The organism is Pantoea leporis (assembly GCF_028048155.1).
GTDB lineage: Bacteria > Pseudomonadota > Gammaproteobacteria > Enterobacterales > Enterobacteriaceae > Pantoea > Pantoea leporis.
This window is the reverse complement of sequence record NZ_JALMEU010000007.1, coordinates 146,334-169,805: the sequence shown is the minus strand read 5'-3', so window position 1 is coordinate 169,805 and position 23,472 is coordinate 146,334. Positions and strand designations below refer to the sequence as shown.

Sequence of the window (23,472 nt, the reverse complement as noted above, 5' to 3'; positions counted from 1 at the left end):
TCGCGACGTTGACATAATGTAGCGTCTGCGCAAGGAACTGTGCAGCAAGTCCATTGAATTTGTGAGGGTTTGAATGACCAAAGAAATGCAAACTTTAGCGATTGCTCCTCTGGGTAACCTGGAATCTTACGTTCGGGCTGCCAACAACTGGCCGGTGCTGACGGCAGAAGAGGAAAAAGCATTGGCTGAGCGGCTGCATTACCAGGGCGATCTGGATGCAGCAAAGACGCTGATCCTGTCTCACCTGCGCTTTGTTGTTCATATTGCTCGTAACTACTCCGGTTACGGCTTGCCGCAGGCGGACCTGATTCAGGAAGGTAACATCGGCCTGATGAAGGCGGTGCGTCGCTTCAACCCTGAAGTCGGCGTGCGTCTGGTGTCGTTCGCCGTGCACTGGATTAAAGCAGAGATTCACGAATACGTGCTGCGTAACTGGCGTATCGTGAAAGTCGCGACCACCAAAGCGCAGCGCAAGCTGTTCTTTAACCTGCGTAAAAGCAAACAGCGTCTCGGTTGGTTTAACCAGGACGAAGTAGAAATGGTCGCACGCGAGCTGGGCGTGAGCAGTAAAGACGTGCTGGAAATGGAATCGCGCATGGCTGCGCAGGATATGACTTTCGACATGTCGTCTGATGACGAAGCAGGCGAAGGCAAAGCGATGGCGCCGGTGCTGTATCTGCAGGATAAAACCTCTGACTTTGCCGATGGCATCGAAGAGGACAACTGGGATGCACATGCGGCTGATAAGCTGAGCGATGCGATGCTGAGCCTCGACGAGCGTAGTCAGGACATTATCCGTGCCCGCTGGCTGGACGATGACAACAAAACCACGCTGCAGGAGTTGGCCGACAAATACGGCGTCTCTGCGGAGCGCGTGCGTCAGCTGGAAAAGAACGCCATGAAGAAACTGCGTGTGGCGATTGAAGCCTGATAGTGATCGGGTGGAAAAACGGGGCGACTTTTAAGTCGCCCTTTTTATTACCTGGTCGCTACGCATCACGTTCAGGCATTCCGCGCGACATCCTTTCAACGTACCCAACCATCAGCCTGCGCACGAAAACCACAAGCCTGCATAAACGCCGCACGCACCCCCTGTTCGGCGTCGCCGTCATCGGCAATCCACCAATCTGCTAACGCGCTATTCTGCGCGATCGTCTCTTCCAGCAAGTATTGCCCCACGCCACGTCGACGCGTGACTTCGCGAACGTTGAGGTGGGTAATTTTCCCCTGCGTGCCGCTGAGGGTCAGCTGCAGCGCCGCCAGTAATCGGTCGTTAAAACGCGCCGCATACAAACGCTGCGTGTCGCTGAGTTGTGCTTCCAGTTGCACAATATCGATTTCCGGCCAGACTTTAGCTAAATCGATACGATCCTGAGCGGTTAACGATGCTAAGCGCTGGATTGTCAGCTTCATACCTAATACCTGTACTAGTGCAAAGGCGATAGTGTAGCGAATTTAGACAGTCAGAGCGCTGTCACTTTTTTCTGATGAAAATAGGTCAAATGCCGGTCAGTTTGCCAGGATTGTGGAGTAAGCCATCAACGATAGTTGAAAAAGCCAGCATAACGCGCTGGTATCCTGTTGAAAAATCGGCCATAACAACCAGACGATTCTGCTGATCCACTCAGTCAATTCTGAATATGTCAGTTGATTTACAGAAGAAAGTTCCTGTTTAATAACCTGAAAAATAAAGCCTTATTACCTATAAATGCCAGAAAAGCGCGCTAACCCATTATTGCAGAATGAGTTTTCCTCTTTGACTGGCAGAAAATAAACAATCACAACATACACGACACAACAGATGGGGAAGTTCGCATGAAAATGAGTAAAGGACGCGCATTACTGGCGGGCTGCGTTGCCCTGGCGATGAGCCATGCGGCGCTGGCTAAAGACATCAAAATTGCCATCGTAGGCGCATCAACCGGTCCGGTCGCGCAGTACGGTGACATGCAGTTTACCGGTGCCGCGCAGGCGATTAAGGACATCAACGCCAAAGGCGGCGTTAACGGTGACAAACTGGTTGGCGTGGAATATGACGATGCCTGTGACCCGAAACAAGCGGTTGCGGTTGCCAACAAAGTGGTTAACGACGGCATCAAATACGTTATCGGCCATCTGTGCTCCTCCTCTACTCAGCCAGCTTCAGACATCTATAACGATGAAGGCGTGCTGATGATCACCCCAGCCGCTACCGCGCCTGAACTGACTGCGCGTGGCTATGCTGACGTGCTGCGTACTACCGGTCTGGATTCCGATCAGGGCCCAACGGCGGCGACCTACATCCTCGACCACATCAAGCCAAAACGTATCGCTGTGGTGCATGACAAACAGCAATATGGTCAGGGCCTGGCGGAATCGGTGCAGAAAACCCTGAAAGCCAAAGGCGGCAACGTGGTGCTGTTTGAAGGTATCACCGCCGGTGATAAAGACTTCTCCACGCTGATTGCGCGTCTGAAGAAAGAAAACGTCGATTTCGTTTACTACGGTGGCTATTACCCGGAGCTGGGCCAGATTCTGCGTCAGGCAAAATCCGCTGGCCTGAATGCCGGCTTCATGGGTCCGGAAGGCGTGGGCAATGCTTCTCTGTCTAACATCGCTGGCGATGCGTCTGAAGGCCTGTTCGTGACCCTGCCGAAACGTTATGACCAGCTGCTAGAGAACAAGGCGATTGTTGATGCGATTAAAGCCAACACCGCGTCTAACCGCAAAGATCCAACCGGTCCGTTCGTCTGGACCACCTACGCGGCGATTCAGTCGCTGGTGGCCGGAATCGAACGCAGCAAGAGCGATGAGCCTGATGCAATTGCGAAGAACCTGAAAGAGGGCGCTGCCGTTCCAACCGTGATGGGCAACCTGAACTGGGATGAGAAAGGTGACCTGAAGGGCTTCGAATTTGGTGTCTTCAAATGGCACAAAGACGGCTCTTCTACCGCAGTTAAGTAATCCCCCAAAATTCCCTTTCCCGCACGCGGGAGAGGGAATTATTCAGCTCCAGAGCAGGTCCTCACTATGTCCGAGCAGTTTCTCTATTTTATTCAGCAGATGTTCAACGGGGTGACCCTCGGGAGCACCTACGCGCTGATCGCCATCGGTTACACCATGGTTTACGGCATTATCGGCATGATCAACTTCGCCCACGGCGAGGTGTACATGATCGGTAGCTATGTCTCCTTTATCGTGATTGCCGCCCTGATGATGATGGGCATCGATACCTCGTGGCTGATGATCGCCGCTGGTTTCGTGATGGCGGTGATCATCTCCAGCGCCTATGGCTGGAGCATCGAGCGCGTGGCGTACCGGCCAGTGCGATCGTCCAAGCGCCTGATCGCACTGATCTCCGCGATCGGGATGTCGATCTTCCTGCAAAACTACGTCAGCCTGACGCAAGGCTCGCGCGATCTTGCGCTGCCAAGCCTGATCACCGGCCAGTGGACGTTGGGCGAGAGCAACGGCTTTGCGGCCACGCTCTCCACCATGCAACTGGTGATTTGGGTGGTGACCTTCCTGTCGATGCTGGCGCTGACGCTGTTTATCCGTTATTCGCGCATGGGCCGCGCCTGCCGCGCCTGTGCAGAAGACCTGAAAATGGCCAGCCTGCTGGGCATCAACACCGACCGTGTTATCTCTCTCACCTTTATCATTGGTGCGGCGATGGCGGCGGTAGCGGGCGTATTACTCGGTCAATTCTACGGCTCGATTAACCCGTTCATCGGCTTTATGGCCGGGATGAAAGCCTTCACCGCCGCAGTATTGGGCGGTATCGGCAGTATTCCGGGCGCGATGATTGGCGGCCTGGTGCTGGGTATCGCAGAAGCGCTTACCTCGGCGTATCTGTCGACCGAATATAAAGATGTGGTCTCCTTCGCGCTGCTGATTGTGGTGCTGCTGGTAATGCCAACCGGGATTCTTGGCCGTCCGGAGGTGGAGAAAGTATGAAACGCCTCGGTTTGGTCAACGCCGTGATCTCCACGGTGATGTTGCTGATTCTCGCTACTTTCTTTATGGGCGTGCGCCTCGATCTGGACGGCACCAAACTGGTGGTCGCCAATGCGGGCGCGGTGCGCTGGAACTGGATCTTCATGGGTTGTGCGGTGGTGTTTGTCTTCCAGCTGCTGCGTCCGCTGGTGCAGGGTAAATTCAAACGCAGCGGCAAAGGTTTTGTTCTGCCGGGTTTTGATGGATCAACGCCAAAGCAGAAGCTGTTGATGGCGCTGGTGATTGCCGCCGCCGTTATCTGGCCGTTTCTGGTCTCGCGCGGCAGCGTCGATATCGCCACGCTGACGCTAATCTACGTAATGCTCGGGCTCGGATTGAACGTGGTGGTGGGTTTGTCTGGTTTGCTGGTGCTAGGCTACGGCGGTTTCTACGCCATCGGCGCTTACACCTTCGCGTTGCTTAATCACTATTACGGTTTTGGTTTCTGGGAAAGTCTGCCGCTGGCCGGTTTAGTCGCCGGTGCGTTTGGCCTGATGCTCGGCTTCCCGGTGCTGCGCCTGCGCGGTGACTATCTGGCGATCGTCACGCTCGGCTTCGGTGAAATCGTGCGTATTCTGCTGCTGAATAATACCGCGATCACCGGCGGCCCGAACGGCATCGCGCAGATTCCCAAGCCAAGTCTGTTTGGTCTGGAGTTTGGCCGCCGCGTCAGTGAAGGCGGCTGGAGCACTTTCCATGATTTCTTCGGCCTGAAATACGATCCCAGCGACCGCGTGATTTTCCTCTATCTGGTGGCGCTGCTGCTGGTGGTGCTGACGCTGTTTGTGATCAACCGTTTACTGCGTATGCCGCTGGGCCGCGCGTGGGAAGCGTTGCGTGAAGATGAGATCGCCTGCCGTTCGCTCGGCCTGAGCCCAACGCGCATCAAGCTGACGGCTTTCACCATCAGCGCCGTGTTCGCCGGCTTCGCGGGGACGCTGTTCGCTGCACGTCAGGGCTTCGTCAGCCCGGAATCCTTCACCTTCGTCGAATCGGCCTTTGTGCTGGCGATTGTGGTGTTGGGCGGCATGGGTTCGCAGCTGGCAGTGATCCTTGCAGCGATTCTGCTGGTGGTATCACGCGAGCTAATGCGTGATTTGAACGAGTACAGCATGCTGGTGCTCGGCGGTTTGATGGTGCTGATGATGATATGGCGTCCGCAAGGTCTGCTGCCGATGAAGCGTCCGCATCTGAAGATGAAAAGCAGTAAACAAGGAGAGCAGGCATGAGTCAGCCTTTATTAGCCGTTGAAGGCCTGATGATGCGCTTCGGCGGCCTGTTAGCCGTCAACAACGTGGCGCTTGAGCTGCATCCACAGGAAATTGTTTCGCTGATCGGCCCGAACGGTGCCGGTAAAACCACGGTGTTCAACTGCCTGACCGGTTTCTACAAGCCGACCGGCGGTACCATCAAACTGCGCGATCAGCCGCTGCAAGGTTTGCCGGGCCAGAAGATTGCGCGTATGGGCATTGTGCGTACCTTTCAGCATGTGCGTCTGTTCCGTGAAATGACGGTGATTGAGAACCTGCTGGTGGCACAACATCAGCACCTGAAAAGCGGCGTGTTCTCCGGCTTGTTCAAAACCCCGGCTTTCCGTCGCGGTGAGAGCGAAGCGCTGGATCGCGCGGCAACCTGGCTTGAACGCATCGGTTTGCTGGATCTGGCTAACCGTCAGGCGGGTAACCTTGCTTACGGTCAGCAGCGTCGTCTGGAGATTGCGCGCTGCATGGTGACGCGTCCGGAAATCCTGATGCTGGATGAACCGGCGGCGGGTCTTAACCCGCGTGAAACGCACGAACTTGATGAGCTGATCGCCGAACTGCGCGGTGAGCACAAGGTTTCCGTGCTGCTGATTGAACACGATATGAAGTTGGTGATGGGCATTTCTGACCGCATTTACGTGGTTAATCAGGGAACGCCGCTGGCTAACGGCACGCCGGAACAGGTGCGTAACAATCCGGATGTGATCCGTGCTTATTTAGGTGAGGCGTAACATGGCAAACCCGATTTTAACTTTGCAGAATGTCAGCGCCCATTACGGTCCGATTCAGGCGCTGCATAACATTAATCTGCACATCAATCAGGGTGAAATCGTCACGCTGATCGGTGCCAACGGCGCGGGTAAAACCACGCTGCTCGGCACCTTGTGTGGCGAACCACGCGCCACCAGCGGCACCATCACCTTTGATGGTAAAACGATCACCGACTGGCAAACCGCGAAAATCATGCGTGAAGCGATTGCCATCGTGCCGGAAGGCCGTCGGGTGTTTTCGCGCATGACGGTGGAAGAGAACCTGGCGATGGGCGGTTTTTTCGCCACGCGTCAGCAGTATCTGGAGCGTATCGATCGCGTTTATCAGCTGTTTTCACGGCTGGCAGAACGTAAAGCACAGCGCGCGGGCACTATGTCTGGCGGTGAGCAGCAGATGCTGGCGATTGGTCGCGCGTTGATGAGCCAGCCGCGTTTGCTGCTGCTGGATGAGCCGTCGTTGGGTTTGGCGCCGATTATCATTCAGCAGATCTTCGACACCATTGAGCAGCTGCGTAAAGAGGGCATGACCATCTTCCTCGTCGAGCAGAACGCCAACCAGGCGCTGAAGCTGGCAGATCGCGGCTATGTGCTAGAGAACGGCCACGTGGTGCTGGAGGACAGCGGCGAAGCACTGCTGTCCAACGAAGCGGTGCGGAGTGCTTATTTAGGCGCTTAAGTTGGTGCTCGCTGTCCCCCATCCCGGCCTTCCCCCGCAAGCGGGGGAAGGAGACGCTGCCACATGCAGCTTCAGAACGAACATATGGCAGCATCTTCCTCCCCATTAATGGGGGAGGACCGAGGAGGGGGACAGCCAGCACGTACCAGCCAGCACTCCTAACCCACCTGTCACATCCCCGTCATAAACCTGTTATTAATCCGTCATTTCCCCGTGTCATGTTACGTCGCGAACTAAAAAATGCGCGCATTCGCGCGTACTTAACAGCACAGGAAAAACCTTATGTCCGCTTTTACGCTTCGTCCCCGCCTGATGAGTGTCGTGCTCGGCCTGGCGCTCAGCGGTAATGCGCTGGCTGCAACTGAGATCCCTTTCTGGCACTCAATGGAAGGCGAGTTAGGCAAAGAAGTTGATTCTCTGGCACAACGTTTTAACCAGGCTCATCCCGATTACAAAATCGTTCCGACTTACAAAGGCAACTACGAGCAGAGCTTAGCAGCGGGTATCGCGGCGGTGCGCGCCGGTAAAGCGCCTGCGCTGCTGCAGGTGTATGAAGTCGGTACGGCGACCATGATGGCGTCGAAAGCTATCGTGCCGGTCAACCAGGTGTTTAAAGACGCTGGCGTGCAGATGGATCCGAAACAGTTCGTGCCAGCCGTTGCCGGTTACTACAGCGACAGCAAAGGCCAGCTGATCTCGCAGCCGTTCAACAGCTCCACGCCGGTGCTGTACTACAACAAAGATGCGTTCAAAAAAGCCGGTCTGAACCCGGATCAGCCACCAAAAACCTGGCAGGAGCTGGCGAAAGACGCCGAAGCGCTACGCAAAGCGGGCCTGACCTGCGGTTACGCCAGCGGCTGGCAGGGCTGGATTCAGATTGAAAACTTCAGCGCCTGGCATGCGCTGCCGGTCGCCACCAAAAACAACGGCTTTGACGGTACCGATGCGGTACTGGAATTCAACAAGCCGGTGCAGGTGCGCCATATCGAAATGCTGGAAGCGATGAACAAGAAGGGGGATTTCACCTACTTCGGCCGCAAAGATGAATCCACCGCCAAGTTTTATAACGGCGATTGCGGCATCACCACCGCGTCGTCCGGTTCGCTGGCCGATATCAAACACTACGCCAAATTTAACTTCGGCGTTGGCATGATGCCGTACGATGAAACCGTTCCAAATTCACCGCAAAACGCCATCATTGGCGGCGCGAGCCTGTGGGTGATGAAAGGCAAAGATGCCAACACCTACAAAGGCGCGGCGGAGTTCATGAAGTTCCTCGCACAGCCGGAAATCGCTGCCGAATGGCATCAGAAAACCGGTTACCTGCCTATCACCACCGCCGCATACGAACTGACTAAGCAACAGGGCTTCTATGACAAGAACCCCGGCGCAGACATCGCTACGCGTCAGATGCTGAACAAAGATCCGCTGCCGTTCACCAAAGGCATGCGTCTGGGCAACATGCCACAGATTCGTACCATCGTGGACGAAGAGCTGGAAGGCGTGTGGACCGGCAAACAGGCACCGCAAGCCGCGCTGGATAACGCTGTGAAGCGCGGTAACGAACTGCTGCGCCGTTTTGAGCAGCAAGTGAAGTAACGCTGTTATCTCGGGGCCGACGCCTGGCGTTCGCCCCGATTTTTCTCCTGGATTGAGCCTGCTATGTCCTCATCGCGCCCGGTATTTCGCTCCCGTTTTCTGCCCTATTTGCTGCTGCTGCCGCAACTGGTGATCACGGCCATCTTCTTTCTGTGGCCAGCCGGTGAAGCCTTGTGGTATTCGCTGCAAAGCATTGATCCTTTTGGCATCTCCAGCACATTCGTCGGAATGGCGAACTTTAAACGCCTGTTCAGCGACGAGTACTATCTGGCGTCCTTTTGGACCACCATTGAATTCAGTGCGCTGGTCACGATTTGCGGCATGACCTTTTCCCTGCTGCTGGCGGCGCTGGTGGATTACGTGATTCGCCTGCGCAAGCTTTACCAAACCTTGCTGCTGCTGCCGTACGCGGTGGCGCCGGTAGTAGCGGCGGTGCTGTGGATGTTCCTGTTTAATCCGGGCCTCGGTTTGTTCAGCCATCTGCTGAACCAAATGGGCTACAACTGGAACTACGCGCAAAACAGCGGTCAGGCGATGTTCCTGATTGTGCTGGCGTCGATCTGGCAGCAAATGAGCTACAACTTCCTGTTTTTCTTCGCCGCGCTGCAGTCGATTCCCAAATCGCTGGTGGAAGCGGCAGCGATCGATGGCGCCGGTCCGGTGCGTCGCTTCTTCAATTTATCCCTGCCGCTGATTACGCCGGTGAGCTTTTTCCTGCTGGTGGTCAATCTGGTGTATGCCTTCTTCGATACCTTCCCGGTGATCGATGCCGCCACCGGCGGCGGGCCGGTGCAGGCCACCACCACGCTGATCTACAAAATCTATCGCGAAGGCTTCACCGGGCTGGATCTCTCTTCCTCCGCCGCGCAATCGGTGGTGTTGATGCTGCTGGTGATTGGCCTGACTATCCTGCAATTCCGCTTTGTCGAGCGTAAGGTGCAATACCAATGATTGAGAATCGACGCGGGCTGGACATCTTCAGCCATACCTTGCTGGTGCTGGGCGTGCTGACCATTCTGTTCCCGCTCTACATCGCTTTTGTCGCGGCGACGCTGGATAACGAGGCGGTGTATCAGGTGCCGATGACGCTGCTGCCGGGTACGCATTTGTGGGAGAACATCGCGCGGATCTGGACGCATGGCGTGAATGGCAACGGCCCGGCATTTGGCATGATGATGCTCAACAGCCTGCTGATGGCGCTCGGCATCACCATTGGCAAAATCAGCGTCTCGATGCTCTCCGCCTTCGCGCTGGTGTGGTTCCGCTTCCCGCTGCGCTCGCTGTTTTTCTGGCTGATTTTCATCACCCTGATGCTGCCGGTGGAAGTGCGTATTTTCCCAACGGTGGAAGTGATTTCGACGCTGAATATGCTCGACAGCTACAGCGGCTTAACGCTGCCGCTGATGGCATCGGCGACGGCCACTTTCCTGTTCCGTCAGTTCTTTATGTCACTGCCGGACGAGCTGATTGAGGCGGCGCGTATCGACGGTGCCAGCCCGATGCGCTTCTTCTGGGACATTGTGTTACCGCTGTCCAAAACCAATCTCGCCGCGCTCTTCGTGATCACCTTTATCTACGGCTGGAACCAATATCTGTGGCCGCTGCTGATCATCAACGATGCCAGCCTCAGCACCGCCGTCGCCGGAGTGAAAAGCATGATCAACAGCAGCGGCGGGCCGACGCAGTGGAATGAAGTGATGGCGGCAATGTTATTAACCCTGATTCCACCGGTGGTGGTGGTACTCGTGATGCAACGTGCGTTTGTGCGTGGCCTGGTAGAGAGTGATAAATAAATGGCAGGCGTAACCCTTCAGACCGTTACCAAATCGTACGACGGAAAAAATCAGATCATTCAGCCCCTGAATATCACCATTAACGATGGCGAATTTATGGTGATGGTCGGCCCTTCCGGCTGCGGTAAATCGACGCTGCTGCGCATGGTGGCGGGCCTTGAGCGCGTATCGTCGGGCGACATCTACATCGACGACAAACGCGTCACCCACATGGAGCCGAAAGATCGCGGCATCGCCATGGTGTTCCAGAACTACGCGCTCTATCCGCACATGACGGTGGGCGAAAACATGGCGTATGGCCTGAAAATTCGCGGCATGGGCAAAGTGCAGATTGATCAGCGCGTGATGGAAGCCGCGCGCAGCCTCGAACTGGATCATCTGCTGCATCGCCGCCCGCGTGAGCTGTCGGGCGGGCAGCGTCAGCGCGTGGCGATGGGGCGCGCTATCGTGCGTGAACCGGCGGTTTTCCTGTTTGATGAGCCGCTGTCGAATCTGGATGCGCGCCTGCGCGTGCAGATGCGTCTTGAGCTGCAACAGCTGCATCGCCGCCTGAAAACCACCAGCATCTACGTGACGCACGACCAGGTAGAAGCGATGACGCTGGCGCAACGCGTGATGGTCATGAACAAAGGCGTGGTGGAGCAGGTGGGCACGCCGGTGGAAGTCTACGAGCGTCCGGCCAGCCAGTTTGTTGCCTCGTTTATCGGCGCGCCCGCCATGAATTTGCTGCCAGGGCAAATCAGCAGCGACGGCACGCGTTTCACGCTGGATGCGCTTAACAGCTTGCTGCTGGGCGAGAGCAGAGCCAAATGGGCCAATCGCCTGCTGACGCTCGGCATTCGTCCCGAACACATTAAACTCAGCAGCCGCGATGCGGGCGGCATTCCGCTGGTGGTTGAAACGCTGGAGATGCTCGGCGCGGACAATCTGGCGCACGGCCGCATCGGTAACGCACGCATGGTGGTCCGTTTGCCACACAGCGAGCGCCCGCTGGCGGGCAGCACCTTGTGGCTGCATCTGCCGTCAGATGCGTTACACTTCTTCGATTCAACCTATGGAAAGCGTCTGGAATGAGTCAACACAACTGGCCTTATCCGCACATTGTCGCGCATCGCGGCGGCGGCAAACTGGCCCCGGAAAATACCCTCGCGGCAATTGATGTCGGCGCGCAGCACGGCCACACCATGATCGAGTTTGATGCCAAGCTGTCGCAAGATAAGCAAATTTTCCTGCTGCACGACGATACGCTGGATCGCACCAGCAACGGTTGGGGCGTGGCGGGCGCGCTGTCGTGGCATAAGCTGTCACAGCTGGATGCCGGCGGCTGGTTTAGCCGCGATTACGAAGGCGAACCGCTGGCGCTGCTGAGCGAAGTGGCCGAGCGTTGTCGCCAGCATCAGATGATGGCGAACATCGAGATCAAACCCACCACCGGGCAGGAGGTGGAAACTGGCCGCAATGTGGCGCTGGCCGCACGCGAACTGTGGCAAGGACAAACCGCACCGCTGCTCTCCTCCTTCTCTTACGCAGCGCTGGAGGCGGCGATGGAGGCAGCACCTGAACTGCCGCGCGGGTTGCTGCTGGATGAGTGGCACGACGATTGGCAGGCGCTGACCGCGCGTCTGGATTGCGTGTCGATCCATCTCAACCACAAATTACTCGACGCCAAACGCACCGCGCAGCTGAAAGCGGCCGGTCTGCATATTCTGGTGTATACCGTGAATCAGCCCGCGCGGGCGCGCGAGCTGTTGAGTTGGGGCGTCGATGCTATCTGCACCGACCGCATCGATATTATCGGTCCCGACTTCCGCTAGTTCTGCTGCTGTTTCTGGCCCGGCTGCGACTGAATCACCCGCTGCTGGGCGCTATCCCGCTGTTCCTGCACCTTGCGCTGGACATCCTGACTTTGCTGCTGCTGATTCTGCTGCAACCTGAGCTTCTGCTGTTGCTGCTGATTCTGCATCTGCGACTGCATCCGCTGCTGGCTCGGGTTGAAGCCGGGTTTGTTCGGGTCGTTGGTGCTGTTCAACGTATTTGCCATGCTGCTTAACGGCAGCAATGCTGCGATCACAATTAGCCATTTGTTCATGGTCTTCCTCCATTCATGCAGCCTGCTGTGTGCTGATGCTGCCAAAGTGGCAACACGCGCTGCAGCCATAAGTTTATGCGATATCACAAACCTATGATCCAGGAGTGCGCCGAATTTAGCTTACTGCTACGCTTTTTACCGTGTTTGCAAACACTTGCATCAATAAATAACAAATGGATACCCAAAATAATTCAAGGCGCAGGAAGGCGGCAAACGAGAGAGTCCCGATGAGCTTACACAAGTAAGTGATTCGGGTGAACGAGAGCAGCCAACGCATCTGCACCTTGAAGTATGAAGGGTATAAATAACTTTAAAAGGGTGGTGGCAGGATGAGGATACAGGGCAACGTGCGTCAGTTCGGCTGGGCATTATTGATGAGTTTTACCGTGGTGCAGGGCGCACACGCTGCGCCCGCCAACGCGCCGCCGGTTTCGTATGGCGTTGATAGTGATACCTTTCACCCGGTAAAAGCCAAACATGGCATGGTGGCATCGGTGGATGCGATGGCGACAGAAGTGGGCGTCGATATTCTTAAGCAGGGCGGTAACGCGGTGGATGCGGCCGTTGCGGTGGGTTTCGCGCTGGCGGTGACGCATCCGCAGGCCGGTAACCTCGGCGGCGGGGGCTTTATGCTGCTACGTACCGCATCGGGCCGCACCACCGCCATCGACTTCCGCGAAATGGCACCGGCGCGCGCGTCACGCGATATGTTCCTTGATAAGCAGGGCAACGCTGACAGTAAGTTGTCACTCACTTCTCATTTAGCCTCGGGCACGCCGGGCACCGTGGCCGGTTTTGCGCTGGCGGCGCAGAAATACGGCACCTTGCCGCTGAGCACATTACTGGCGCCTGCTATCAAACTGGCGCGTGACGGTATCGTAGTGAACGATGCGCTGGCCGACGATCTCGCCACCTACGGCAAAGAGACGCTGATCAACCACGACAACAGCCGCGCGATTTTCTACAAAGCCGACGGTAAGCCGTATCAGAAGGGCGAACGTCTGGTGCAGAAAAACCTCGCGCGTAGCCTGCAGCTGATCGCCCAGCAAGGGCCGGATGCGTTCTATAAAGGCAAAATCGCCGATGAAATTGCCGGTGAAATGGCGCAGCACGGCGGCCTGATCGGCAAGCAGGATCTGGCGGCCTATCGCGCGGTGGAACGTAAACCGGTGAGCGGCACCTATCGCGGCTATGAAGTGTTCTCCATGCCGCCGCCATCGTCCGGCGGGATTCACATCGTGCAGATCCTCAATATCCTGGAAAACTTCGACCTGGCAAAATTCGGCTTTGGTAGCGCGGATGCGATGCAGGTGATGGCGGAAGCGGAAAAATACGCTTACGCCGACCGTTCCGAATACCTTGGCGATCCTGATTTCGTCAAAGTGCCGCAGCAGGCGCTGACCAGCAAAGCCTACGCCAAAACCCTGGCGCAGCAGATTGACGTCAATAAAGCGCGTCCATCCAGCGAGATCAAGCCGGGCAAACTGGCGCCGTATGAAAGCAATCAAACCACGCACTTCTCGGTGGTGGATAAAGATGGCAACGCGGTCGCGGTGACTTACACGCTGAATACTTACTTCGGCAGCGGCATTGTCGCCGGACAAAGCGGCATCTTGATGAACAATGAAATGGATGATTTCTCCGCCAAACCGGGTACGCCAAACGTCTACGGCTTAGTCGGCGGCGAGGCGAACGCGGTGCAACCGGCTAAACGTCCGCTGTCATCAATGTCGCCTACTATTGTGGCAAAAGACGGTAAAACCTGGCTGGTTACCGGTAGCCCAGGCGGCAGCCGTATTATCACCACCGTGCTGCAAATGGTGGTGAACAGCATCGATTTCGGCATGAACGTAGCGGAAGCGACCAACGCACCGCGCTTCCATCATCAATGGTTGCCCGATCAGCTGCGCGTGGAAAAAGGCTTCAGCCCGGATACGTTGCGCCTGCTGGAAGCCAAAGGCCAGCATGTGAAAGTGATGCCCGCGATGGGCAGCACGCAGAGCATTATGATTGGGCCGGACGGCACGCGTTATGGCGCATCGGATCCGCGTTCAGTGGATGATTTAAGCGCAGGTTATTGATCGCTAATGCGCAATAAATTGCGCCGCTACGGTATGTGCACGCATTTGTAGCGGCGCGATTTAACAGGTTATTTCAAGCGCGCCATATAGTGCGTATCCACCATTTCGCCGTCGCGCATGGCGTGGCGACGTGCGGTGCCTTCGATCTCAAAGCCAAACTGCCGATACAAGCCAAGCGCTTTATGATTATCGGCGAACACCGTCAGCTCAATGCGCGTCACCTGCAGCCAGTTGTCGCACAAATCAATCATCGCTGACATCAGCGCTTTACCGACGCCGCGCCGATGAAAAGCAGAATCGACGCCCATGCCAAATGTCGCGGTATGGCGACGGCGCGCCACCGACAGCACTTCCACCGTGAGTTGCCCGGCAATCTGATCGTCAATGCACGCCACTAGCATATGCACACCCGGACGCAGATTACTGAGGCGGTCCTGCCACAGCGTCGGCGATTGATACGGCAGATGCAGCGTGTTGGCCTGCGGTTCAGGCTGACTGTACATGCGCGTTAAAGCAGCAGCATCTTCGGGAATAGCGTGACGAACAACGATCTGACTCATGAGCGACTCCTTGTACAAAATGGATAAAATCCCCTTTAACATCAAGGAATTCTCGCTCTTCGTCAATGCAAAATAATTCGCAAAAGGGCTTTACAGACGCGAATGATAATGATTATTATTGCCATGCGAGCTCGGAAACGTCTCCTGACAACCGGGTAAGCACGACATTGCTCACATTGCTTCCAGGTATTATTTAGCCAGCTCGGGTGCTGGCTTTTTTTTGCCTTTACAGCGTGTACCAGGTTGCCGCACCGGGCCCGACCGGCAGATTGAAGACAAACACCCAAAGCACAAACAGCAGCGTCCAGCCAATCATAAACACCACCGAATACGGCAACATCATCGCCACCAGCGTACCGATGCCCATGTCGCGTCGATAACGCGCCGCCACCGCCATAATCAGGCCAAAGTAACTCATCATGGGTGTAATCACGTTGGTCACCGAATCACCGATGCGATATGCCGCCTGAATCACTTCGGGCGCAAAGCCGACCAGCATCAGCATCGGGACAAAGATCGGTGCGGTCACCGCCCATTGCGCCGAGGCGGAGCCAATCATCAGGTTGATAAAGCCGCAGATCATGATAAAGCAGACAAACAGCAGCGGCGCGCCCATATCGATTGATGCCAGCAGATTAGCGCCTTTCACTGCCACCACGGTGCCGAAATTGCTCCAGTTAAAAAACGCCACGAACTGCGCAGCAAAGAACACCAGCACGATATACATGCCCATGCTGCTCATACTGGCGGACATGGCGTTAATGACGTCGCGATCGTTGCGCATATTGCCGATCAGGCGGCCATATACCATGCCGGGAATAGCGAAGAAGACAAAGATAAACACCACGATGCCCTTCAGGAACGGTGAACCCGCCAGCGTGCCGGTTTTCGGGTTGAGCAACACGCCGTAGCCCGGAATCACGGTCAGGATCAGCAGCAGCGTAACGCCAAGAACCGCCCAGCCCGCGCCTTTCAACGCCCGACGTTCTTGCGTCGTCAGCGCGCCCATATCGCCTCGCACCGCATCACCTTCGCTGTCGTGATATTTGCCCAGTTTAGGTTCGACGATGCTGTTGGTGATCCAGGTGCCAAGAATGGCAATCACGAAGGTACTGACAAACATAAAGTACCAGTTCACTTCCGGGCCAACATGGTAGTCAGGATCGATGATCTGCGCGGCGCTTTGGGTAATGCCCGAGAGCAGCGGATCGATGGTGCCAAGCAATAGGTTGGCGCTGTAGCCGCCAGAAACCCCGGCAAACGCCGCGGCCAGGCCCGCCAGGGGATGACGGCCCAATGAGTGGAAAATCATCGCGGCCAGCGGAATCAGCACCACATAGCCCAGCTCAGAAGCGGTGTTGGAGATAATGCCAGCGAAGACGATGGTGAAGGTGATGAGCTTTTTCGGTGCGTTAAACACCAGCGCGCGCATCGCCGCCGAGAGCAGCCCTGAATGTTCGGCAATCCCCACACCGAGCAGCGCAACCAACACGGTGCCGAGCGGCGCAAAGCCGGTAAAGTTGGTGACCAGATGGCTGACGATGCGTTGCAAACCTTCGGCACTCATCAGGCTAACCACGTGAATCACACCGTCTGGTGCGCGTCCTGCCGCGCCAACTGGGCGGGGATCGATCACGTTGACGCCAAACGCTGCGGCAATGGCAGACGCAACAATGATAAACAGTGAAAACAGGGCAAATAAAGTAATCGGATGCGGTAATAAATTACCCAGCCATTCAACGGTATTCAAAAAGCGTTCAATCGGGCGCTTAGCGGGTGGAGTGATGTGTTCTGACATAATTTTTCCTTGTTATTCCTGCTTGCAGGGTCCGTGATGCTCATTGTTATGTAGTGGGTTATCTACAAGACCAATCTCGTTCGCACTTCCTCATCAGTAAAACCTGGGTCGTTTTTTCGTTTTCATTCACTTTTTTTGAACAGAGGGATGAAGTTTTTCAGCTATCAATCAATCCTTCGCAGTACCAAACTGTAAAAAACATTGAGGAGAATTGAACATGATTTATGTACGTAAAGCTGAAGAACGCGGTCACGCTAATCACGGTTGGCTGGATAGCTGGCACACCTTTTCTTTCGCCGATTATCACGATGCCAACTTTATGGGCTTCTCGGCACTGCGCGTGATTAACGAAGATGTTATCGATGGTGGTCAGGGCTTCGGCACCCATCCGCATAAAGACATGGAAATCCTGACCTATGTGCTGTCTGGCACCGTTGAACATCAGGACAGCATGGGCAATAAAGAGCAGATTCCGAGCGGTGAGTTCCAAATCATGAGCGCCGGTACCGGCGTGCGACATTCGGAGTACAACGCCAGCGCCACCGATCCGCTGCACCTGTATCAGATCTGGATCATTCCAGAGCGCAAAGGCATTGAGCCGCGTTACGCGCAACGCCGTTTCGATGATGTTAAAGGCCGCCAGTTTGTGCTGACGCCGGATGAACGTGACGGATCGCTCAAGGTGTTTCAGGACATGACGTTGTCGCGCTGGGTCTTTGCGGAGGGCGAAAGCGATGAAGTGACAGTTGAAGCCGGTCGTCGCGTGTGGATTCAGGTGGTGAAAGGGCTGGTGAGCGTGAATGGCGAACAGGTTGGCAGCAGCGATGCGCTGGCGATTTGGGATGAAAGCGCGCTGAGCATCAAAGCTGACAGCGATGCAGAGATTCTGCTGTTTGATTTGCCACCGGTTTAAAGGTCGCGCAATGAACGGCGCCGCTGCAATATCTGCACGTATTTGTAGCGGCGCGATTGATCGCGCAGGTTTTCCTCAAAGGCAGTGCATGACAAAAAAATGATAAACTCGTCGTATCTCTGATTTCAGGCGCATACGATGAAGAAGAAAAGACCGGTATTACAGGACGTTGCCGATCGCGTCGGCATCACAAAAATGACCGTCAGCCGCTACCTGCGCAATCCCGATCAGGTCTCTGCGGCGCTGCGCGACAAAATCGCCGTGGCGCTGGACGAACTCGGTTACATCCCCAATCGCGCCCCCGATATGCTCTCCAACGCCACCAGCCGCGCTATCGGCGTGCTGCTGCCTTCCTTAACCAACCAGGTTTTCGCCGACGTATTGCGCGGCATTGAGGCCGTCACCGACGAAGCGGGTTACCAAACGCTGGTGGCGCATTTTGGCTACAACGCGCAGAAAGAGGAGTTACAGCTGCGATCGCTGCTCGGCTGGAACATCGACGGCGTGATCCTCACCGAGCGTACCCATACGCCGGGCACGCTGCGCATGCTGGAAGTGGCGGGCATCCCGGTGATTGAGATGATGGATTCGGTCACGCCGTGCCTCGATATGGCGGTGGGCTTTGATAACGTCGAAGCCGCGCGGCAGATGACGCATGCTATTCTGAAAAAAGGGCATCGCCATACGGTTTATCTCGGCGCGCGCCTTGATGAACGTACCTTGCAGAAGCAACAGGGCTACGAAAAAGCGATGCGCGAAGCGGGGCTCACGCCACACAGCGTGATGATGGAAGATGCCTCCTCTTTCAGCGCCGGCGCGCAACTACTGTGCGAGGCGCAAAAGCGTTATCCGGAAACTGACAGCCTGTTTTGTACCAACGATGACCTCGCGGTAGGCGCGATGTTTGAGTGCCAGCGTCAGGGATTACGCGTGCCGCAGCAGATGGCGATTGCCGGTTTCCACGGCCACGACATTACGCAAGTGGTGAATCCGCGCCTCGCCACGGTGTTAACGCCGCGCGAGCGTATGGGACGGGAATCGGCAGCGATGCTGCTGGCGCGCATTGGCGGCGATCGCACGCTAACGCAACCGCTGGATGTTGGCTTTGAAATCTCCGAAGGTGACAGCATCTGATTTTGGCGATTATTTGAGTCAGTTCACATTTTCGTGCTTTTCCACCTGAGAAGGGTTGCCAGCCTTTCAGTGGGCTCTGACAATGGCAGCTCAATTTGTTATCGGTAACATTGGGCAGAATTCACTGCCGGAGCGCAAAACAATGACAACGCCATCTCCATCGCACCACGTCTTTATCCTGATGGGCGTTTCCGGCAGCGGAAAATCTGCCGTCGCCAATCAGGTTTCTCATCAGTTAAACACTGCGTTCCTCGATGGGGATTTCCTCCATCCGCGCAGCAACATCATGAAAATGGCGGATGGCCATCCGCTGGACGACAACGATCGCCAGCCGTGGCTGCAGGCGCTGAATGATGCGGCCTTTGCCATGCAGCGCACGCAGGAGATCTCCATCATCGTCTGTTCGGCGCTGAAAAAGTCCTATCGCGATATCCTGCGTCAGGGCAACGAGAACCTGAAATTCATCTATCTGCAGGGCGACTTCGAAACCATTGAATCCCGCCTGAAAGCGCGTAAAGGTCACTTCTTCAAACCGCAGATGCTGGTGACGCAGTTCGCCACGCTGCAGGAACCCGGCGCGGATGAGCCCGATGTACTGGTGGTTGATATCAATCATTCACTGGATGAGGTAGTTGCGGCCACGGTTGCGACCATTGAGGGTGCAATCAACAAGGGTTAGTCATGAGTACCGCAACGCTAGTGTTAACCGCAGCAGGCTCTGTCCTGCTGCTGCTGTTTTTGGTGATGAAAGCGCGTATGCACGCCTTTGTTGCCCTGATGTTAGTCTCCATTGGTGCCGGTCTGTTCTCCGGCATGCCGCTCGATAAAATCGCACAAACCATGGAAAAAGGCATGGGCGGAACGCTCGGCTTTCTCGCCATTGTGGTGGCGTTAGGCGCGATGTTCGGCAAGATCCTGCATGAAACCGGCGCCGTCGATCAGATCGCCATTCGCATGTTGAAAACCTTTGGGGAAAGCCGCGCGCACTATGCGATGGGCGTCGCTGGCTTGATCTGTGCGTTGCCGCTGTTCTTTGAAGTGGCGGTGGTGTTGCTAATCAGCATTGCGTTCGCCGTGGCGCGTCGCACCCAAGGCAATTTAGTTAAGCTGGTGATCCCGCTGTTTGCCGGTGTTGCGGCGTCCGCCGCGTTTCTGCTGCCGGGTCCCGCGCCGATGCTGCTGGCCGCGCAGATGCACGCTGATTTTGGCTGGATGATTCTGCTGGGCCTGTGCGCCGCGATTCCGGGCATGCTGATTGCGGGCCCGCTGTTTGGCAGCGTTATTGCGCAGCACGTCAGCTTTAGTGCACCGCCGGAAGATCATCAGCCGGAAGTGGAAGAGGGCAAACTGCCGTCGTTTGGCTTTAGTCTGGCACTGATTCTGTTCCCGCTGCTGCTGGTTGGCCTGAAAACCATTGGCGCACGCTTCACTACGCCGGGTTCCCATCTGTATGAGTGGCTGGAGTTTATCGGCCATCCGTTCACCGCGATTCTGCTGGCCTGTTTGGTGGCGATTTATGGCCTGGCTTATCGTCAGGGCATGGATAAAGAGAAGGTGATGCAGGTGTGCGGCAGCGCGCTGCAACCGGCGGGCATTATTCTGCTGGTGATTGGTGCGGGCGGCGTGTTTAAGCAGGTGCTGGTGGATTCGGGCGTTGGCCCGGTTTTAGGGCATGCGTTGACCGGCGCAGGTATGCCGATTGCGCTGGCGTGCTTCATCCTTTCTGGCGCGATTCGCGTGATTCAGGGTTCGGCCACCGTGGCGTGTTTAACCACCGTCGGTTTAGTGATGCCGGTGATAGAACCGCTGCACTACAGCGGCGCGCAGCTGGCCGCGCTGTCGATCTGTATCGGCGGCGGCTCGATCATTATCAGTCATGTGAATGATGCGGGTTTCTGGCTGTTTGGCCGCTTCACCGGCGCCACCGAAGCCGAAACGCTGAAGACATGGACGCTGATGGAAACCATTTTGGGCACCACCGGCGCGATTGTTGGCATGATTGCGTTTAGTTTGCTGTCGTGATGTAAAACCAGCGCAATACATTGCGCCGCTACGGACCATTACGCGGATTTGTAGCGGCGCGATTCTGACCTTGTTAATCTTCTTCCCGCTCATCATCCGGCTGATCTAAAACCGTGTACGCCACGGCGCAGAACAGCGAATTTAAACGCTTCAAATCGCCCAGCAAGCCAAGGTGCAACGAGCTTGTCTCAATGCTTTGCACATTCTGCAGATGCAAGCGCTCGACGTGCGCGTGGGAGAAACGACGAATCAGAATGCGGAAGCGATGCTTGGAGCGGCGCAGGCGTTTGGCGCTGGTGACATCGTGCGACAAAAACACCGACAAACTCAGACGCAGGTTATACAGCACCTGTTCCTGCAAGGTTTGCAGCTCCTCCAGTCCTTCGGCAGAGAAGGCGCGGCGCGCGGTCAGTGACTTATCCGCTACGTCGGCGCACATGCGTTCGATAATGTCGCCCGCCTGCTCCAGGTTGAGCGCCATCTCAATGATCTCCGCCCAGCGGCGCGAATCATCCTCCGGCAAATCCTCTTTTGGCATACGCGCCAGATAGAGTTTGATCGCGGTGTAAAGCACATCAACATCATCATCCAGCCGCCGCACCGCGCGCTCTTCGCGCAGGTCGCCATGCACCACCTTATTGAATGACTCAATCATCTGCTCGACCACATCACCGATGCGCAGTGTTTCGCGTGAGGCGTTAGCCAGCGCTAACGCTGGCGTATCCAGCGCGCTGCTGTCGAGGTGTTTGGGTTTGAGATGGGCTTCGTTTTCGGGATCATCGGCAATCATACGGCGGCACAGGCGCGCCATTGGATCGGCAAACGGCACCATGACTAAACAGCGAATCAGGTTGTAGAAGACGTGGAAGAAGATCACCAGCTCTTCATCATTGACTGGCAGCTTATCCAGCACATCGGCGACAACATTGACGAACGGCAAAATGGCGATGCTGCCAATCAGCTTAAACAGCAGGCTGCCGAGCGCAACGCGTTTGCCCGCTGCATTGGAGCCGCTGGCGTTGATCATCGCCAGCAGGCCGCTGCCGAGGTTGGCACCAATCACCAGACAGAGTGCCACCTTGAAGGAGATGACACCGGTAGCGGTCAGCGTGGCGGTAATCAGGACCGCCGCGAGGCTGGAGTAACTGATGATGGCGAACACCGCGCCAATCAGTGCATCGAGCATCACATCGCCGGTCAGCGTCGAGAACAGCACCTGAACGCCCGCCGCCTGGGTGATCGGTTTGGCGGCCGCGACAATCAGCTGCAGCGCCAGTAGAATCAGGCCAAGCCCAATACTGGCGCGGCCTAACTGCCCAATGCGCGTTTGCTTGCGGCTGAGAAAGAACACCACGCCAAAGAAGATAAACAGCGGCGACAGCCACGACAGATCGAAGGTCAGGATACGCGCCATGATCGCGGTCCCGACATCCGCGCCCAGCACCACCACCAGCGCTGGCGTCAGACTGACCAGATTCTGTGCAACAAAGGAGGTAACCAGCAGCGTGGTGGCGTTACTGCTCTGCACCAGCGCCGTAACGCCAATACCGGCAAGAAACGCCATCGGTTTTTTTTCAACGCTGCGGCTGAGTACGCGACGCAGATCGGCACCGTAAACGCGCATGATGCCGGTGCGCACAATGTGTGTTCCCCACACCAGCAGCGCAACGGCAGAGAGTAGATTAAGCAGAGTTAACACGTATAGAGGCTCCTCATCCGTCAGGCTCAAACCACACCGATTGCCAGCCTGACGGTGAGCACAACCGGTAAAACCTTCGCCGCGTTGTGTCGCCTTTTTTCGTTTAAATTAAGCAACCTGGCGCAACGTCGACATCTCTAACTGTAGCCCAATCTGCATACCAGCGGGATGCAAATCTGCCACGCTGCGGTTGAGTACATCTATCGAGAGTTCCACGTTTTGCGCACGCACCCGATAGCGAATCACGTTGCCAAGCAAGCTGTGGCTGAGGATGGTGGCGGGAATGCCCGCCTGCGGCGCACACAGCTGGATCGACTCCGGGCGAATCGCTACCTGGCCGCTAAACGCCTGTCCGGTCAGCTGCGTTGCCTGTTCGGCGCTCAGCAGGTTGTAGTTGCCGATAAAGCCGGCGGCAAACAGATCGGCCGGTTGGGTATAGAGCATTTCCGCGTTGCCGTTCTGCACGATCTTGCCCCGGTTCATCAACACTATGCGATCGGACATGGTCAGCGCCTCTTCCTGATCGTGAGTGACAAACAAGGTAGTGAGTTTCAGCTCGCGCTGAATATTGCGGATTTGCTCGCGCAGATGGCGACGGATGCGCGCATCCAGCGCCGACAGCGGTTCATCCAGCAGCAGCAAGCGTGGACGCGTCACCAGCGAACGCGCCAGCGCCACGCGCTGACACTGTCCGCCAGAGAGCTGATGCGGATAACGCCGCGCGAAGTCGGTGAGTTCCACCAGCGCCAGTACCTCCATCACGCGTTTCTGAATCTCGCTGCTCGCCAGTTTCTGCATCTTCAGGCCAAACGCCACGTTCTTCTCAACCGTCATGTTGGGGAACAGCGCGTAGCTCTGGAACACCATGCCGATGGTGCGCTTCTGCGGCGGCAGCGGCACGATATCCTGTCCTTGCAGCAACACGTTGCCGCTATCCACTTCGGTTAACCCGGCGATACAGCGCAGCAGCGTCGATTTGCCGCAGCCGCTGGGGCCGAGCAGCGTAACAAACTCGCCTTCTTCGGCACTGAAATCGATGTTTTCAAAAATGGTGGTCGGACCGTAGCTTTTGTTCAGCTGGGTGACGCTCAGATAACTCAT

The 23,472-nt window shown here is 56.3% G+C and carries 22 protein-coding genes; 16 read left to right on the top strand and 6 right to left on the bottom strand.

The genetic code is table 11. The features are described from left to right. Positions 1-73 precede the first annotated feature (73 nt). Positions 74-931, top strand: a complete 858-nt coding sequence (rpoH, locus tag MWH02_RS17525) for an RNA polymerase sigma factor RpoH (protein ID WP_064737937.1) — start codon at positions 74-76, stop codon at positions 929-931. A 95-nt stretch (positions 932-1,026) separates the two neighbouring features. Here rpoH and panM read toward each other — a convergent pair whose 3' ends face one another. Next, positions 1,027-1,413, bottom strand: a complete 387-nt coding sequence (gene panM, locus MWH02_RS17520) for an aspartate 1-decarboxylase autocleavage activator PanM (RefSeq protein ID WP_217550088.1) — start codon at positions 1,411-1,413, stop codon at positions 1,027-1,029. Positions 1,414-1,815: 402 nt separating this feature from the next. Here panM and MWH02_RS17515 point away from each other — a divergent pair, with 402 nt between their 5' ends. The 10 genes from MWH02_RS17515 to ugpQ all read left to right on the top strand — a co-directional run bounded on the left by MWH02_RS17515 (position 1,816) and on the right by ugpQ (position 11,889). Beyond that, the gene (locus MWH02_RS17515) at positions 1,816-2,943 is read left to right on the top strand and encodes a branched-chain amino acid ABC transporter substrate-binding protein (protein ID WP_271461132.1); all 1,128 of its coding nucleotides are present in this window, start codon (positions 1,816-1,818) and stop codon (positions 2,941-2,943) included. A gap of 66 nt (positions 2,944-3,009) precedes the next feature. Further along, on the top strand, positions 3,010-3,936 hold the full coding sequence (gene livH / locus MWH02_RS17510; protein WP_101763097.1) for a high-affinity branched-chain amino acid ABC transporter permease LivH: 927 nt from the start codon (positions 3,010-3,012) through the stop codon (positions 3,934-3,936). Further along, the gene (locus tag MWH02_RS17505; RefSeq protein ID WP_110868130.1) at positions 3,933-5,204 is read left to right on the top strand and encodes a high-affinity branched-chain amino acid ABC transporter permease LivM; all 1,272 of its coding nucleotides are present in this window, start codon (positions 3,933-3,935) and stop codon (positions 5,202-5,204) included. The genes livH and MWH02_RS17505 overlap by 4 nt, the downstream gene beginning before the upstream one ends. Next, complete coding sequence (gene livG, locus MWH02_RS17500) at positions 5,201-5,968, top strand: high-affinity branched-chain amino acid ABC transporter ATP-binding protein LivG (protein ID WP_192412710.1); 768 nt, start codon at positions 5,201-5,203, stop codon at positions 5,966-5,968. The genes MWH02_RS17505 and livG overlap by 4 nt, the downstream gene beginning before the upstream one ends. 1 nt (position 5,969) lies before the next feature. Next, a complete protein-coding gene (gene livF / locus MWH02_RS17495) occupies positions 5,970-6,683 on the top strand; it encodes a high-affinity branched-chain amino acid ABC transporter ATP-binding protein LivF (protein WP_101763094.1) in 714 nt (237 codons plus the stop codon). Between the two features lie 282 nt (positions 6,684-6,965). After that, complete coding sequence (ugpB, locus tag MWH02_RS17490) at positions 6,966-8,282, top strand: sn-glycerol-3-phosphate ABC transporter substrate-binding protein UgpB (RefSeq protein ID WP_271461131.1); 1,317 nt, start codon at positions 6,966-6,968, stop codon at positions 8,280-8,282. A 63-nt stretch (positions 8,283-8,345) separates the two neighbouring features. Then, positions 8,346-9,233, top strand: a complete 888-nt coding sequence (gene ugpA / locus MWH02_RS17485; protein ID WP_101763092.1) for a sn-glycerol-3-phosphate ABC transporter permease UgpA — start codon at positions 8,346-8,348, stop codon at positions 9,231-9,233. After that, a complete protein-coding gene (ugpE, locus tag MWH02_RS17480) occupies positions 9,230-10,075 on the top strand; it encodes a sn-glycerol-3-phosphate ABC transporter permease UgpE (protein ID WP_101763091.1) in 846 nt (281 codons plus the stop codon). Before ugpA ends, ugpE begins: the two co-directional genes overlap by 4 nt. Continuing rightward, positions 10,076-11,149 carry a sn-glycerol-3-phosphate import ATP-binding protein UgpC gene (locus MWH02_RS17475; RefSeq protein WP_222234581.1) on the top strand — a complete coding sequence of 358 codons (1,074 nt, stop codon included), beginning with the start codon at positions 10,076-10,078 and terminating at the stop codon, positions 11,147-11,149. Then, positions 11,146-11,889, top strand: coding sequence for a glycerophosphodiester phosphodiesterase (gene ugpQ / locus MWH02_RS17470; RefSeq protein WP_110868135.1), 744 nt, complete (start codon positions 11,146-11,148; stop codon positions 11,887-11,889). The genes MWH02_RS17475 and ugpQ overlap by 4 nt, the downstream gene beginning before the upstream one ends. Here ugpQ and MWH02_RS17465 read toward each other — a convergent pair. Further along, positions 11,886-12,164: a DUF2756 domain-containing protein gene (locus MWH02_RS17465; protein WP_101763088.1), complete on the bottom strand. Its 279-nt coding sequence runs from the start codon at positions 12,162-12,164 to the stop codon at positions 11,886-11,888. The two genes, ugpQ and MWH02_RS17465, sit on opposite strands and share 4 nt — an antisense overlap. A 329-nt stretch (positions 12,165-12,493) precedes the next feature. On the opposite strand from MWH02_RS17465, the gene ggt reads away from it, so the two are divergent. Further along, positions 12,494-14,245 (top strand): gamma-glutamyltransferase, encoded by a 1,752-nt coding sequence (gene ggt / locus MWH02_RS17460; protein WP_110868136.1) that lies wholly within the window; start codon positions 12,494-12,496, stop codon positions 14,243-14,245. A 68-nt stretch (positions 14,246-14,313) separates the two neighbouring features. Here ggt and MWH02_RS17455 read toward each other — a convergent pair whose 3' ends face one another. Together MWH02_RS17455 and MWH02_RS17450 are read right to left on the bottom strand one after the other, a co-directional pair. Next, positions 14,314-14,805: a GNAT family N-acetyltransferase gene (locus MWH02_RS17455; RefSeq protein WP_101763085.1), complete on the bottom strand. Its 492-nt coding sequence runs from the start codon at positions 14,803-14,805 to the stop codon at positions 14,314-14,316. A 226-nt stretch (positions 14,806-15,031) separates the two neighbouring features. Then, a complete protein-coding gene (locus MWH02_RS17450) occupies positions 15,032-16,603 on the bottom strand; it encodes an AbgT family transporter (protein ID WP_192412701.1) in 1,572 nt (523 codons plus the stop codon). 217 nt (positions 16,604-16,820) lie between these two features. Between MWH02_RS17450 and MWH02_RS17445 the strand changes: the two genes are divergently transcribed. The 4 genes from MWH02_RS17445 to gntU all read left to right on the top strand — a co-directional run bounded on the left by MWH02_RS17445 (position 16,821) and on the right by gntU (position 20,672). Then, a complete protein-coding gene (locus MWH02_RS17445; protein WP_110868138.1) occupies positions 16,821-17,516 on the top strand; it encodes a pirin family protein in 696 nt (231 codons plus the stop codon). Positions 17,517-17,654: 138 nt separating this feature from the next. Further along, positions 17,655-18,650, top strand: a complete 996-nt coding sequence (gntR, locus tag MWH02_RS17440) for a gluconate operon transcriptional repressor GntR (protein WP_101763082.1) — start codon at positions 17,655-17,657, stop codon at positions 18,648-18,650. Between the two features lie 142 nt (positions 18,651-18,792). After that, complete coding sequence (gene gntK, locus MWH02_RS17435) at positions 18,793-19,329, top strand: gluconokinase (protein WP_036621490.1); 537 nt, start codon at positions 18,793-18,795, stop codon at positions 19,327-19,329. A gap of 2 nt (positions 19,330-19,331) precedes the next feature. Beyond that, positions 19,332-20,672, top strand: a complete 1,341-nt coding sequence (gene gntU, locus MWH02_RS17430; RefSeq protein WP_110868139.1) for a gluconate transporter — start codon at positions 19,332-19,334, stop codon at positions 20,670-20,672. A 73-nt stretch (positions 20,673-20,745) separates the two neighbouring features. Here gntU and MWH02_RS17425 read toward each other — a convergent pair whose 3' ends face one another. Further along, a complete protein-coding gene (locus MWH02_RS17425) occupies positions 20,746-22,371 on the bottom strand; it encodes a Na/Pi cotransporter family protein (RefSeq protein WP_222211738.1) in 1,626 nt (541 codons plus the stop codon). 108 nt (positions 22,372-22,479) lie between these two features. Further along, a complete protein-coding gene (locus MWH02_RS17420; RefSeq protein WP_222234570.1) occupies positions 22,480-23,472 on the bottom strand; it encodes an ABC transporter ATP-binding protein in 993 nt (330 codons plus the stop codon).

Excerpts from the sequence above, each read along its gene's own strand:
- gntU (WP_110868139.1), top strand. The coding sequence starts at position 19,332 with ATGAGTACCGCAACGCTAGTGTTAACCGCAGCAGGCTCTGTCCTGCTG.
- MWH02_RS17515 (WP_271461132.1), top strand. The coding sequence starts at position 1,816 with ATGAAAATGAGTAAAGGACGCGCATTACTGGCGGGCTGCGTTGCCCTG.
- ggt (WP_110868136.1), top strand. The coding sequence starts at position 12,494 with ATGAGGATACAGGGCAACGTGCGTCAGTTCGGCTGGGCATTATTGATG.
- gntK (WP_036621490.1), top strand. The coding sequence starts at position 18,793 with ATGACAACGCCATCTCCATCGCACCACGTCTTTATCCTGATGGGCGTT.
- MWH02_RS17505 (WP_110868130.1), top strand. The coding sequence starts at position 3,933 with ATGAAACGCCTCGGTTTGGTCAACGCCGTGATCTCCACGGTGATGTTG.
- livG (WP_192412710.1), top strand. The coding sequence starts at position 5,201 with ATGAGTCAGCCTTTATTAGCCGTTGAAGGCCTGATGATGCGCTTCGGC.
- livF (WP_101763094.1), top strand. The coding sequence starts at position 5,970 with ATGGCAAACCCGATTTTAACTTTGCAGAATGTCAGCGCCCATTACGGT.
- rpoH (WP_064737937.1), top strand. The coding sequence starts at position 74 with ATGACCAAAGAAATGCAAACTTTAGCGATTGCTCCTCTGGGTAACCTG.
- ugpA (WP_101763092.1), top strand. The coding sequence starts at position 8,346 with ATGTCCTCATCGCGCCCGGTATTTCGCTCCCGTTTTCTGCCCTATTTG.
- panM (WP_217550088.1), bottom strand. The coding sequence starts at position 1,413 with ATGAAGCTGACAATCCAGCGCTTAGCATCGTTAACCGCTCAGGATCGT.
- ugpE (WP_101763091.1), top strand. The coding sequence starts at position 9,230 with ATGATTGAGAATCGACGCGGGCTGGACATCTTCAGCCATACCTTGCTG.
- ugpB (WP_271461131.1), top strand. The coding sequence starts at position 6,966 with ATGTCCGCTTTTACGCTTCGTCCCCGCCTGATGAGTGTCGTGCTCGGC.
- MWH02_RS17450 (WP_192412701.1), bottom strand. The coding sequence starts at position 16,603 with ATGTCAGAACACATCACTCCACCCGCTAAGCGCCCGATTGAACGCTTT.
- gntR (WP_101763082.1), top strand. The coding sequence starts at position 17,655 with ATGAAGAAGAAAAGACCGGTATTACAGGACGTTGCCGATCGCGTCGGC.
- MWH02_RS17465 (WP_101763088.1), bottom strand. The coding sequence starts at position 12,164 with ATGAACAAATGGCTAATTGTGATCGCAGCATTGCTGCCGTTAAGCAGC.
- MWH02_RS17475 (WP_222234581.1), top strand. The coding sequence starts at position 10,076 with ATGGCAGGCGTAACCCTTCAGACCGTTACCAAATCGTACGACGGAAAA.
- livH (WP_101763097.1), top strand. The coding sequence starts at position 3,010 with ATGTCCGAGCAGTTTCTCTATTTTATTCAGCAGATGTTCAACGGGGTG.
- MWH02_RS17455 (WP_101763085.1), bottom strand. The coding sequence starts at position 14,805 with ATGAGTCAGATCGTTGTTCGTCACGCTATTCCCGAAGATGCTGCTGCT.
- MWH02_RS17445 (WP_110868138.1), top strand. The coding sequence starts at position 16,821 with ATGATTTATGTACGTAAAGCTGAAGAACGCGGTCACGCTAATCACGGT.
- ugpQ (WP_110868135.1), top strand. The coding sequence starts at position 11,146 with ATGAGTCAACACAACTGGCCTTATCCGCACATTGTCGCGCATCGCGGC.
- MWH02_RS17420 (WP_222234570.1), bottom strand. The coding sequence starts at position 23,472 with ATGAGTTATCTGAGCGTCACCCAGCTGAACAAAAGCTACGGTCCGACC.